Raw genomic sequence first — 13,093 nt, 5'->3', positions numbered from 1 at the left:
CTGCCCGACGCGCCATGGCGCGATGCGCCGGTCAGCCATGGAAAAGCTTGCCGCCGCCCCCCTCGCCACACGGCAAAATGCGATCCGCCAGAGCATCTGCTGAAGGCGTCAGCCCATCAGAACCCGCCCAGGACAAAGACAACGGGCGCACGCCCCACGCCATTTAGGCCGACAGTATCGTGGTCGCTCACGTCGCCAATGAACGACTGCCAATGAATGACCACGGATGGATGACGCAGTTGCGCGCGGAAACCATGAGCCGACGACTTCGTCGGCCGTGGCTCAGTTCCCCGAAGCCATCATCACCGGACGCACCGGCGGCAACGGAGCCGTGGCCGGCAGCGTCGCGACGCTTTCCTCAACGAGGCCGGCCATGGTCAGGCTGGTCTCGCCGCCCTGGATGTGCGTGGACACCCCGGCCACCTGCGTCTCCTGGATCTGCGCCTCGCCAGCTTGCGTGTCGCGAGCCTGCATCTGTACGGCCGGCGCTCCGCTGACTGGCCCTTCGGCCATGCCGGCGTCGCGCGCGGTCATGCGCGGCGCTTCATGCGCGGATGCTGCCGACCCGCCAGCGCTCGCCACCATCACAGGCGCCAGCACCGGGGTCTGCCGACCGTCCAGCCTCGCCGGCGCGCCGTCGGAAAGCGTCGCGGCCAGCACCTGGTCATCGCTGCCGTTCACCGAGGCCTTGCGGATAAAATCAACCTTCACCTTCGCCGTACCAACCCGCCGGAACTCCAGCAGTTCGGCGGCGCGGCGCGACACGTCGATGACGCGCCGGCCATGGTAGGGGCCACGATCATTGACGCGCACCACCAGCGAAAGCCCGTTGTCCAGATTGGTGACGCGCACATAACTCGGCAGCGGCAGCGTGGGATGCGCCGCAGCGATGGATTCCTTGTCGAACACCTCGCCATTGGCGGTCAGGCGGCCATGAAAATTCATGCCATACCAGGAAGCCACGCCTTTGGTCGAATAATGCGGATTTTCTACGGGCGTATAACGCTTGCCGGCGACCGTATAGGTCTTGCCCACCATGGCCCGGCCGCCGCCCTTGGGCACCGGATCACCCGGGCGCACCACGCGCGGGCTGGAGCTGACGCCATATTTTTTATTGAACCGGTCCTGCTGCCCGCCCTGGCGCTCCACCTGCCCGGCGCAATTGGCCACGAGCAGCGCCGTCGCCGCGACCCCCGCCAGACGCAGGGCGACAACGCCGGCGCTCCGCGCGCGCCCCTGCTCCCCGCAGTCTCCCCACCGGCTGTCACACGGACGCGCTGACCTGGCGGAAGTGCGGATGGATTGCAGGGAATAGCATTCGGGCATGGCCAGCTTGGGCTCGCTTCTGTAGAGGCGCAACAGTTCGCCTGGTCACAGGATTGAAACTGCATTTCCGGCCCAGCGCGTTAACAAAGCCTTAATGCAATGCTCAAATTCAGGATGCGATGGATCAAAATGAACCAACCCGATCGCGCACAGAACCTGGCCTGGGTGGGCATATTTGTCAAAACGGCGCCAATTCGACGCCGGATGGACGCTGCCCCTGCCGGCATTCCTTCGCGTGAACCTCAAGCAGCGAAACATTTTTTCCGAGGCCATGAGCCGCCAGACGTCAACCGCTCCCACCCGCGCCCGACAATCGCCACAATCACAACGGGCCGTTAACCCTTCGACGGCTTTTCCTCAAAATCACGCGCGTTTAACGCTCCCGCCTGCGCCCCCCATCCAGCGTACGCGCGCCAGGCGCCTCGGTCCCCGCGACCGCTCTCGCAAGCAACCACAAATAAATCACATGTTGATTAAAATAATAATATGTAATTAATATTCAAAATCAAGCAACCAGCTGATGGATGCAATCTGGATGGCCAAACGCGCCCTTATCACCGGCATCACAGGACAGGACGGCGCCTGGCTGGCAAAATTGTTGCTCTCCAGGAACTATGAGGTGTTCGGGCTGGCCCGCCGTTCAGGATCAGGCGCTTTCTCCGCCGAACGGCTGGACTGGCTCGGCGTCACGCGGGACATCACAATACTTGAAGGAGATCTGCTTGATCTTTCAAGCCTGTTGCGCGCCATGCAGGACGCCAGGCCGGACGAGATCTACAATCTGGCGGCGCAGTCTTATGTGATGACTTCGTGGCGGCAGCCGCTTCTCACCGGCTCCGTCACGGCGTTGGGCGCGGCCAACATGCTGGAGGCCATGCGCATTGCCTGCCCGTCCGCCCGCTTCTACCAGGCCTCATCATCGGAAATGTTCGGCCAGGCCGCGACCGCCATGCAGAATGAAGCAACGCCATTCCAGCCGCGCTCGCCCTATGCGGCCGCCAAGCTTTATGCGCACTGGATGACGGTGAATTATCGGGAAAGCTTTGGCTTGCACGCCAGTTGCGGCATTCTGTTCAACCATGAATCACCCCTGCGCGGCGCGGAATTCGTGACGCGCCGCATCAGTCGCGCCGTCGCGGCGATCCGTTGCGGCGCGCAGGAGAAGCTGTCGCTTGGCTGCATGGAGGCGCGGCGTGACTGGGGGCACGCCCGCGACTATGTGGAAGCCATGTGGCTGATGTTGCAACAACCCGAACCCGTCGATCTGGTCATCGCCACCGGAACCAGCATGAGCGTTCGCGACATCTGCCGGATTGCCTTTGCCCACGCCGGGCTCGACATGGAGCGGCATGTGACGCACGACCCGGCCCTGCTGCGTCCGGCCGAGGTCAACGCCCTGCTTGGCGACGCCAGCAAGGCCCAGGCGCTGCTTGGGTGGAAACCCCGCTTCAGCGCGGCGGACACCATGCGCGACATGGTCAACGCCGATATCGCACGCCAGCAATATCCGCTGCGCCAGGCAGCCGAATGAGCTGCGCGCGAAAGCGCCGCGACGCCCTGGAGCGCCTCCCCGCCAGATGCAATCATCCGGTCGGTCAGGATTCGCCCAAGACAAAAGCAACTGGAGCATTCAGGGGAAATCCGGTTCCCCCCAAATGCCATACCCCTTTAACTTTACGCGCTTTCGCCCCGAAAGCGGGCTCCTCATTCGGGGAAATGTCTCAGCCCCGCACGCGCCGGCTGGCGCTGAACCATTCAGCGGCGCCCACGGAGCCAGCGACAAACACCCCTGCGATGACTGCGAAAACAATGGACATGGCGCCCTCCTGTCTGATCGGTCATTCCCTGCACAGAACCATGCGCAAAAACCCTCCCGGCCGGCGTGCGCCTCCGCACCCTGCATGGACCGGAAAGTTGCAAGCGATGGCGAAAACAGCTGGTTAAGACCTGGCGGTCTCCCGCACCCAAAGGTATTCGGGGTTAATGAACTGGCGCCCTCCACCAATGGTGGCGATCCGCTCTGGCGAACATACTCAAAGAGTCGTAATTGCGTTTGCGGCCAGCGCGCCCGGGGCTTCGCGCCGCAGCAATGACGAGACAAAAAACAGCAGGAAACGACCATGAAGGCCTTGCGATATTTCGGACCGCGCGACATCCGCTGCGATTCCATGGATGATCCGGCGCTCCAGTCCGATCGTGACGTCATCGTGCAGATGGAAGCCTGTTCGATCTGCGGCAGCGACCTGCATATCTATCACGGCCACGGCTTTTCGGCCGACGTGGGCTTTTGCGTTGGCCACGAGGCCGTTGGCGAGGTGGTGGAAACCGGCCGCGCCGTGCAGCGGCTCAAGGTGGGCGACAAGGTGATGATGCCGGCGGCCGTTGGCTGCGGCGCCTGCCGGTCCTGCCTCGCCGGAAACGTGATCCATTGTGAGTTTGGCGCCGGCGCCTGCTACGGATTGTCGGCGAAGCTCCAGGGCGTGCAGGCCGAGGCATTCCGCGTGCCCGCAGCCGACATGAACGCGGTAAAGATCCCGGAGGGCGTCAGCGCCGAGCAGGCGTTGATGATGACCGACGCTTTGTCCACCGCGTGGTTCGGCGCCCGCAACGCCGACATCCGGCCCGGCTCCAGCGTCGCCGTCATCGGCCTTGGCCCGATCGGGTTGATGGCGGTGGACAGCGCCTTCGTCATGGGCGCCCATGTGGTCTACGCCATCGACCCGGTGGCGGAGCGGCGCGAACTGGCGCGGCAATCCGGAGCCATCGCCCTGTCGCCAGATGAGGCTGTCGACGCCGTGCGCGAAGCCACGCGCGGTCGCAAGGTGGATTGCGTGATCGAGGCCGTGGGTCTCGACGCGACCGTCGATCTGGCGCTGCGCCTCGTGACCCGCCGGGGAACGGTTTCCGTCATCGGCGTCCAGCAGTCGCGCCGCTATGCCTTCCCGCTTGAGCGCGCCTTCGCCGCCGGCCTGACATTCCGCATCGGCACCTGCTCGGTGCCGGAGGAATTGCCGGCCCTGTTCCCGCTGGTGCAGTCGGGCCGCCTGCGCCCGGAGCGTTACATCAGCCACCGCCTGCCTCTTGAGGCTGGCGCCGAAGCCTACCGCATGTTCGAGGCGCGCGAGGCCGGGGTCATCAAAACCGTGCTGACGCGCTCCTGAGAGCCTGCATGGGGAAAGCGCCGCCCGCCAGCGACGCTTTTCGCCCGGGCCGCGCGCCCATTGCGCGCAGTTGCGCTGCGTCAGAAGGAATGCGCGTTTCCGGTGAATTTGCAGCCAGAACCCGCGATCATCGGAAACCGCCGGCATGGCCGGTCTGTCTGCCCTGGTTCGGGATCGACACCGTCACGCGCAGCCCCCCACCAGGCCGGTCATCCAGAGTGATCTGACCGCCATGGGCCACAACCACAGCCCGTGCGATGGTGAGCCCAAGGCCCGAGCCGCCGGTTTCGCGGCTGCGTGATTCTTCCAGCCGGACGAAAGGCTCAAAGACCCGCTGCCGGGCCTCTGGCGGAATCCCGGGCCCCTCGTCCTCAACCGTGACGATATGGTGATCGCCCGCCGTCGCGACGCTCACCCGCGCCACATCGCCATATTTCAGGGCGTTGCCGATCAGATTGGAGAAGGCGCGCTTCAGTGACGGCGCCTGCCCGAGCACCGGGGCGGAGCCAACGCCGCCAAGGGAAACGTCGCGGCCCTGATCCTGAAATTCATCGACGATGGTTTCCACCACGGGGGCAAGATCGACCGGCCGCATGCGTTCATCCGACCGGCCGCCGCGCAGATACGCGAGGGTCGAGTCGATCATCGTCTCCATCTCGTCCAGATCGGCGTCGACCTGACGGCGGGTTGCCTCGTCCTCGAGCAATTCCGAACGCAACCGCAGCCGGGTGATGGGGGTTCGCAGGTCGTGGGAAACCGCCGCCATGGCCTGCATGCGCTCGGTCACGAGCCGCTGGATGCGTTCCTGCATGGTGTTGAACGCCCGCGCCGCGCGCCGCACCTCGACAGGCCCGGTTTCGGCCAGCGGCTGCGGCGCCTGATCAATGCTGAACCGCTCCGCCGCGAGGGCCAGTTCGCGCAACGGCCAGGTCGCCCAGCGCAACAGCAACACCGCCACGCCAATGATGGCGACGCCGACGCAAATCAGCATCGCGAAAACGCCCCAGCCCTCGTATGAGCCAGGCTCCAGCGTGGAGATGGAGAAGTTGACCCAGGAGCCGTCGTCCAGCCGCAGCGAGGCCAGCATCATATGTCGCCAGACGGCGCCAGCGCCGTGATCATGAGCTCCGGCCTGGGCGAAGCCAATCTGCAACGCGTCCGGCGCAAGTCCTGGCGCCAGCTCCCGCAAGCCCGCCGCCATCGTCATGGCGCGCTCGTTCGCCGTCCCCTTGTCCGCGGTCCCCGCGTCCAGTGACAGGCCGGCCCTGCTCCAGTGCGCCTCCAGACTGGCGTCAGACAGGTCGTGGGCCACCCGGCTGCGCTCCGCATCGCCGGAGACGCCCGCTACGGCCCGGCTGATGGACAACATGCGCGCCGCCAGCGCCCTGTCAGAGGCTGAGGCCGCGAGCGTGTCGGCGCCCACCCGCCAGGCCCAGTATCCCAGCGCATGGAAGCCCAACAGCGCCGCGATCAGCACCAGGATGGCCCGGCTGGCGACCGTATCGGGCCAGAGCCTGCGGAGCATCGCCTTCATTAAACGTCTCCGGGCTGGCGTCGCGCCTGCGCGGCCAGCATGTAGCCAGCGCCGCGCACCGTCTTGATGAGCTGGCCGCCGCTGGCGTCGGCGCCGAGCTTGCGGCGCAGACGACTGATCTGCACGTCAATCGTCCGGTCGAAGGGATCGTCGCTGGTCCGCGTCTTGGCGAACTGCATCAGCGCCTCGCGCGACAGCACGCGGTTGGCGTGCTCCACGAAAACCGCCAGCAGGTCGAACTCGCCTGTCGACAGGTCGATCAGCACGCCGGAAGGCGAGAGCAACTCGCGCCGCCGCAGGTCCATGGTCCAGCCGTCGAACGTCACCAGCGCACTGTCAGCGCCCGGGCTTCCGCCGGAACGCGCCGCACGCGCCCGCCGCAGCACGGCGCGCACGCGCGCCAGCAGTTCGCGGGGGCTGAACGGCTTGGCAATGTAGTCATCGGCCCCGCCTTCCAGGCCCCGGATGCGATCCGCCTCATCACCGCGCGCCGTCAGCATGACGATTGGCAATTGCGAGACGGCGCGCACGTCGCGGCACAAATCGAAACCGGAGCGGCCGGGCAGCATCAGATCCAGAATCACCAGGTCAACGCCGCCCTGGGCCAGCGCCGCCATCATGGCAACGCCATCGGCCGCGCCAGCGACCTGATAGCCATGGCGTTGCAGAAAACGCGCCACCAGCAGCCTGATTTCCGGATCATCATCAACAACAAGCACGCGCCCATAGTCCAGCCCGGAGTCCAGGCTGGAATCGCGTTCCGCCGCCTCAGGCGCATGTCGCTCCCGCGCCTGATCTTCTCCAGTGTAATCCGCGCCGGGCGCCGCCGGCCGTTCTGGCTGTTGCATCGCTCTTCACACGTCTCTTGCACGCGTCTCTTGCACGCGTCTCTTGCACGCATCGCTTGCGCAGATTGCTTGCGCAGGCTTCCCGAGCAGGCCTCTTGCGCGCCTGGCGCTCCAGTATCGCGCCCTTGCCTGCCGGCCGCCGGAACATCAGGCCGCAAGGATGCGGCTCATCCTGTCCGGCGGACCATAGCGCGCCGCGCCGTCCGCGGCCCGCGCCGGTTTGAAACAATTTGTAACGGACGCACGGCGCGGCGGATTGCTACCCATTGCAGCAGTCAGGACGGCGCAGCGGTTTTCACGCCCGCGCCAGCCGAAACACCGCCGGGAGGGACAGAAGCGTGCGCGCCGCCAGAGCAGTTTTCAGCGAAGCAACTGCCGCTTCCCGTCAAAAAGATCCGTCAAATCAGACACCTGACGCAAAACCTGCCTCTACCCTGGTCGCGCGCAGCTCCAGGGCGGCTTTGCCGGTCGCGTTGCTGGCGCTCGGCGCCTGCACGGCGCCAACGATTCCCGACAGCCTCGCCCGCCCCGCCAATCCCGACGCGCCGGTCCCGCCGCCTGCCTACCACAGCGTCACCGCTGGCGCGGCGACGTTGCGCCCCACTGGTCCCTTGAACTGGCGCGAAATCAACCGCCGGGTGACCCCGCAGAAGGGACCCGCCACATGACCGGCCGCCCCAGTTCCTCCCTCCCGGGCAATGCCCTTTCCGGCCAGGCAGGCGCTGATTCCAGCGCCGGCGGCCGCATGCAAAACCTGCTCCGGCGCGGCCTGGTCCATGGCCTGGTTTCGGGGGCCGCGTTGCTGCTGGCCGGCTGCGTCGGTTTTTCCGGCGACGGCGGCATGGCGAGCGTGGTCAGCGGCTCCAGCGCCAGCATCGGCAAGGACGTGGTCCGCATCAGCGACGACCAGACTGCCTCCATGGCAAAGGAGAGGGTCGACCGACTGCTGCGCCAGAAACTGACCTCCGACGCGGCGGTGCAGGTGGCGCTGCTGAATAACCGGGGCCTGCAGGCAGCCTTCAACCGCCTTGGCGCCGCCGAGGCGCAGATGGTCGCCGCCAGCCTGCCTCCCAATCCCCGCTTTGGCATATCGAAACTCTCGGGCCGCTTTGAGGTGGAGATCGAACGGCAGATCGTCGGCAACCTGCTGGCGATCGCCACCCTGCCGGCGCGGGCGGAAATCGCCCGCGACCAGTTCCGCATTGCCCAGCAGCAAACGGCCGAGGCCGTGCTGAAACTGGCGGCGGATACCCGCCGGCAATACTGGCGCGCCGTCGCCGCCAACGCCCAGGTCGCGTTCTACCAGCAGGCCAGGGCCGCCTCGACGGCGACGACTGAGCTGTTCCGGCGCCTCGGCGAAAGCGGCGGCGTCAACAAGATCGACCAGGCGCGCGAATTTGCCTTCGACGCGGAGCTCACAGTGCAACTCGCGGAGGCGCGCCGCCGCCAGGGCGAGGAGCGCGAGCGCCTGGTGCGGCAGCTCGGCCTGTGGGGCGCCGACGCCAGCTTGCGGCTGCCCTCGGCCCTGCCGCCGGCGCCGCGCCCCCAGACCGCGAAAGCCATTGAGGCGGAAGCCCTGCGCCAGCGCGTCGACATGCGGATCGCCCGCGACGAACTGGCCATGCTGGCGCGCTCGCTGGGGCTGACCCAGGCCGTGCGCTTCGTCAACGACGTTGAATTGCTGAGTCGGAGGACATACGACCGCGGCCGCGACATCACCGGGCCTGGTTCGGTCCAGCGAGAAACCGCGCGCAGCACGACGCTGGAGCTGGATATCGAGATCCCCATCTTCGACTTCGGACAATCGAAGGTGGCCATGGCGGAGCAGACCTACATGCAGGCGGCCAACCGGCTGGCGGAGAAGGCCGTCAACATCCGCTCTGAAGCCCGGGAGGCCTATGCAACCTATCGCGCCAGCCACGACATCGTCCGGCAATACCAGAACAACATCCTGCCGCTGCGCAAAATCATCCAGGACGAATCCCTGTTGCAATACAACGGCATGCTGACCGATGTCACCGAGCTGCTGACCGACGCCCGCAACCGCATCCTGTCCAATGTCGCCGCCATCAACGCCCAGCGGGATTTCTGGATCGCTCACACCAATTTCAGGCACGCCCTCATTGGCGGCGGCGTGGGAAGCGGCGGCGGGGCGTCCGAAACCGCCGTCGCCACCGCCGGCGCCGCCGGCCATTGAAGGAGCCCAGCCATGACCAATCTGTCCCGCAGGGGATTTCTCGGCTCATCGGGGCTGGCCCTGGCGAGCGGCCTGACGGCTGGCGCGGTTTCCGGCCGCGCGGCCTTCGCCAGCGTTCCCGAGGCGCCCACCATGGCGGACGCCGCGACCCAGCCGCCGCTCGCCCCCACCACCGGCCCGGACTACCAGCCCGTCGCGACCCTGAACGGCTGGTCGCTACCGTGGCGGATGAACGGCGACTGGAAAGAGTTTCATCTGGTGGCGGAGCCGGTCGAGCGGGAGCTGGCGCCTGGCATGAAAGCCTATCTGTGGGGCTACAACGGCCAGTCGCCAGGTCCGACCATCGAGGCGGTCGAAGGCGACAGGGTGCGCATCTATGTCACCAACAAACTGCCGGAGCACACGACCATCCACTGGCATGGCCAGCGTCTGCCCAATGGCATGGACGGGGTTGGCGGCCTGACCCAGCCGCATATTCCGCCGGGAAAAACCTTCGTCTACGAGTTCCAGCTCCGGCGCTCGGGCACCTTCATGTACCACCCGCATTCCGACGAGATGGTGCAGATGGCCATGGGCATGATGGGCTTCTTCGTGGTGCATCCGAAGGACCCGGCCTTCAGGCGCGTCGATCGCGATTTCGTCTTCCTGCTCAACGCTTTCGACATTGAGCCTGGCGCCTATGTGCCCAAGGTCAACACCATGCTGGACTTCAACCTGTGGTGCTGGAACAGCAGGGTGTTCCCGGGCATTGATCCGCTCGTTGTCGGCAGGAATGACAAGGTCAGGGTGCGCTTTGGCAACCTGACCATGACCAACCATCCCATCCACATGCATGGCTATGAGTTCAAGGTCTCCTGCACCGACGGCGGCTGGGTCGATCCCGCCGCCGCCTGGGACGAGGTGAGCATCGATTGCGCCGTCGGCCAGATGCGCGCCTTCGACTTCGTCGCCGACGAGCCCGGCGACTGGGCGATCCACTGCCACAAATCGCACCACACCATGAACGCCATGGGCCACTCCGTGAAAACCTACATCGGCGTCGACCAGAAAGAGCTGGCCAAACGCATCCGCAAACTCACGCCGGGCTACATGCCCATGGGCGCGACCGGCATGGGCGAAATGGGCTCCATGGAAATGCCCCTGCCCGACAACACCCTGCCGATGATGACCGGCTTCGCCCAGTTCGGCCCGGTGGAGATGGGCGGCATGTTCTCCGTGGTGAAAGTTCGCGAGGGGCTGGCGAGGACCGACTACAAGGACCCCGGCTGGTACAAAAACCCCGAGGGAACGGTGGCCTTTGAATACCAGGGCCAGCCGCCCGCGCCGGCGCGCGCCGCGCCGCCGGCAACCGGCGCCGGCGCGCCGGCGTGGCGGGTCAAGGATCCGCGCAAGCCGGCGACGGGCGCCGACGGCCAGCCGCGGCCGCCTGGCGGCCACCCGCACTCCGGCCACTGACATGGCGACTTTCTGCCCGGTGAAATCACTGTCGCCAGCATCGGCGCCAACGTCACGCCGGCCCCATCCGGATTTTCACCAGGCCCGGCCAGTTCCGCCGCCATGAGCTGAAAAGCCCGGGCGTCTCAACCATCCACACGCCAGGCGCATTGGGTCTGGCATCACACGAAAGGGACCAGGATGTTCAGAACAGCAGTCACCCTTGCTTTCATCGCTTTCGCTTTGCCGGCGGCAGCGCAATCCGTCAGCGGCGTGGTCACCAAAATCGACAGGGCCCAGGGCAAGCTCACCATCGATCATGGTCCGATCCGCAATCTGGATATGGACGGCATGACCATGGTGTTTCGCGCCGGCGAGCCGGCGATGCTCGAGGGCCTGAAGGCCGGCGACCGGATCCTGTTCGACGCCGATCGCGTCAATGGGCAGATCACGGTGATCAAGCTGCGGAAAAAGGGCTGATCGCGGGACGCGCCCATCTGGTGGCCCGAATGCAGGCATCAGGTGGGCAGCCAGCAATTTGCTGAATTTCCGGCGTAACCTGTGATTTTGGCTTTTACGCTCCCGCGCACTTTGGGAGCGCAACCGTCAAGTTCGCGCCGCGAGGTTCAGGCCACCGGATAAGGCGCAAGCGCGCTGCGGTTTTCATCCACCGCCAGCGTCCGCCCAACGGGCGGAAAGGCGCGCTGGGGACATGCGGGGCGTTCACAGACCTTGCATCCGGCCCCGATGGGCGTCGCGGCTTCCGGATTGTCAAGATCGAGCCCCCGCGCATAGATCAGCCGGCTGGCGTGGCGGATATCGCAGCCAATGCCAACGGCGAATGTTTTGCCGGGGGCGCCAAAGCCGGCGATGCCCCGCCCCACCGTGCGGGCGATCCACAGATAAGCGCGACCGTCCGGCATACGGGCGATCTGGGTCAGAACCCGGCCGGGCTGGGTGAACGCCTCGTAAACATTCCACAGCGGGCAACTGCCGCCGACGCGGGAAAAATGAAAGTCGGTGGCGGACTGGCGCTTGGAAATATTGCCGGCGCGGTCCACGCGCACAAAAAAGAACGGCACGCCGCGCGCGCCAGGCCGCTGCAGGGTCGACAGGCGATGGCACACGGTTTCAAACCCCACGCCGTAGCGCCGTCCCAGTTTCTCGATGTCGTAGGCCTCAGCTTCAGCGGCAGCCAGAAAATCCCCGTAAGGCAACACCAGCGCGCCGGCAAAGTAATTGGCCAGCCCCACCCGCACCAGCCGCCGCGCGTCTGGGCTGGTCAGGACGGGATCATCCGCCAGGCGATCGATGACCGGGCCGAGTTCGAGAAAGGCGATCTGGGCGGCCATCTGGAACGCCTGCTGGCCAAGCTTGAGATCAGCGGAAATGAACAGGGTGCGGGTATCAGGATCGAAACGGCGCTGGTCATCGTCGCTGCCGGTCACCACCACCGCGACGCCGTGCCGGTCGCGGAGCCAGGACACAAGTCCCGGATGCACCGACAGAGGCCCCAGGCCTGCATCGCGATTAAGGCGCTCGGCGGCCTCATCCAGCGCAGCCACATGGTTGCGACGGGCATAGAAAAAGTCCCGCACCTGCTCGAATGGCGCCCGCGCCGGTCCCCCGGCAATCCATTCGTCGCCCAGTTGGGCCGCGAGAGCCTCGCTCTGCTCGACAGCCTCGCGGTAACGGCGATGCAAGGCGACCAGCGTCCGCCCCACCACGGGCATGTTCATCGCCAGCTCACGGATTTCCGCCATGGAAATGGCTTCCGGTCCGTCGGATGCGACGTCGCGCAATTCAGTGATCAGCCGCCCTTCCCCATCCTCCGAGAAGAGCTGCATGTCGACGCCAAAAATGGCGTTGATCCGCAGCAACACCGCCACGGTGAGCGGGCGCTGGTTCTGCTCGATCTGATTGAGATAACTGGGAGAAATGCCCAACGCAGCGGCAAGCTCAACCTGCTTCAGGCTCCGCTCTTCGCGCAACCGCCGCAGGCGGACGCCCATATAGATTTTTCGCATTCACCCGCCAGAGTTTGCTGTTTTTGCAACGCGCTCGCTCCCGACCGCAAAGACTGAACCATACCGGGAAAAAACGAATTCCGACCATCGTAAATTAAGTACATCAAAGCGAAAATATATAACGCTTTCAATCAACCAGATTTCATCGGGAGCCCACAGGCTCCGGCCGAGCCCTGCCGCGCCCGGAGATGCGAATGTTGCAAATTCGCCCGACGTCACCCCCGGCCCTGTCCAGAACCACGACCAGTCCAGATCCGTCCGATCGGGATCCGGTTTGAGGCCGTCCGGCATCAGGTCAGGCGGGAACAGACATTTTGGGGGCTGCCGGCTCAGGCGGGCGGGGCGCTGCCCCAGCCGCTCAAACACGTTACCGCGCGTTATGACCATACGGTCATCAATTGCGCAGGATTCACATATCCTGATGCCAGAATGATGCGGCTGTGACGAATGCCGGCCACCCCTGGGGAATGGCGGATGGGGTGAGATTCGAACTCACGGTACGGTTGCCCGCACGGCGGTTTTCAAGACCGCTGCCTTAAACCACTCGGCCACCCATCCAGCAGGCG

At 65.6% G+C, this 13,093-nt stretch carries 9 protein-coding genes and 1 tRNA gene; 5 read left to right on the top strand and 5 right to left on the bottom strand.

What is annotated here, in order from left to right; genetic code table 11:
* Positions 1–282: 282 nt before the first annotated feature.
* Positions 283–1,359: a septal ring lytic transglycosylase RlpA family protein gene (locus tag ACERNI_RS01325; protein ID WP_448831463.1), complete on the bottom strand. Its 1,077-nt coding sequence runs from the start codon at positions 1,357–1,359 to the stop codon at positions 283–285.
* A 502-nt stretch (positions 1,360–1,861) separates the two neighbouring features.
* On the opposite strand from ACERNI_RS01325, the gene ACERNI_RS01320 reads away from it, so the two are divergent.
* Positions 1,862–2,857 carry a GDP-mannose 4,6-dehydratase gene (locus ACERNI_RS01320; protein ID WP_448831462.1) on the top strand — a complete coding sequence of 332 codons (996 nt, stop codon included), beginning with the start codon at positions 1,862–1,864 and terminating at the stop codon, positions 2,855–2,857.
* 589 nt (positions 2,858–3,446) lie between these two features.
* Positions 3,447–4,487 carry an alcohol dehydrogenase family protein gene (locus tag ACERNI_RS01315; protein WP_448831461.1) on the top strand — a complete coding sequence of 347 codons (1,041 nt, stop codon included), beginning with the start codon at positions 3,447–3,449 and terminating at the stop codon, positions 4,485–4,487.
* Between the two features lie 127 nt (positions 4,488–4,614).
* Here ACERNI_RS01315 and ACERNI_RS01310 read toward each other — a convergent pair whose 3' ends face one another.
* Both ACERNI_RS01310 and ACERNI_RS01305 read right to left on the bottom strand, forming a co-directional pair.
* Positions 4,615–6,021: an ATP-binding protein gene (locus ACERNI_RS01310; RefSeq protein WP_448831460.1), complete on the bottom strand. Its 1,407-nt coding sequence runs from the start codon at positions 6,019–6,021 to the stop codon at positions 4,615–4,617.
* A complete protein-coding gene (locus tag ACERNI_RS01305) occupies positions 6,021–6,869 on the bottom strand; it encodes a response regulator (RefSeq protein ID WP_448831459.1) in 849 nt (282 codons plus the stop codon). Before ACERNI_RS01305 ends, ACERNI_RS01310 begins: the two co-directional genes overlap by 1 nt.
* Before the next feature lie 745 nt (positions 6,870–7,614).
* On the opposite strand from ACERNI_RS01305, the gene ACERNI_RS01300 reads away from it, so the two are divergent.
* The 3 genes from ACERNI_RS01300 to ACERNI_RS01290 all read left to right on the top strand — a co-directional run bounded on the left by ACERNI_RS01300 (position 7,615) and on the right by ACERNI_RS01290 (position 10,980).
* A complete protein-coding gene (locus ACERNI_RS01300) occupies positions 7,615–9,066 on the top strand; it encodes a TolC family protein (RefSeq protein WP_448831458.1) in 1,452 nt (483 codons plus the stop codon).
* A gap of 12 nt (positions 9,067–9,078) precedes the next feature.
* Positions 9,079–10,521: a multicopper oxidase domain-containing protein gene (locus ACERNI_RS01295; protein WP_448831457.1), complete on the top strand. Its 1,443-nt coding sequence runs from the start codon at positions 9,079–9,081 to the stop codon at positions 10,519–10,521.
* A gap of 180 nt (positions 10,522–10,701) precedes the next feature.
* A complete protein-coding gene (locus ACERNI_RS01290) occupies positions 10,702–10,980 on the top strand; it encodes a copper-binding protein (protein WP_448831456.1) in 279 nt (92 codons plus the stop codon).
* 146 nt (positions 10,981–11,126) lie between these two features.
* Here ACERNI_RS01290 and ACERNI_RS01285 read toward each other — a convergent pair whose 3' ends face one another.
* Positions 11,127–12,527, bottom strand: a complete 1,401-nt coding sequence (locus tag ACERNI_RS01285) for a short-chain fatty acyl-CoA regulator family protein (RefSeq protein ID WP_448831455.1) — start codon at positions 12,525–12,527, stop codon at positions 11,127–11,129.
* A 468-nt stretch (positions 12,528–12,995) separates the two neighbouring features.
* Positions 12,996–13,085 (bottom strand) — tRNA-Ser (locus ACERNI_RS01280).
* Between the last annotated feature and the right edge of the window lie 8 nt (positions 13,086–13,093).

It is taken from the genome of Camelimonas sp. ID_303_24 (genome assembly GCF_053543495.1).
Note: the sequence above shows the minus strand (reverse complement) of the source record. Positions and strands in the feature narration are given on the sequence as shown.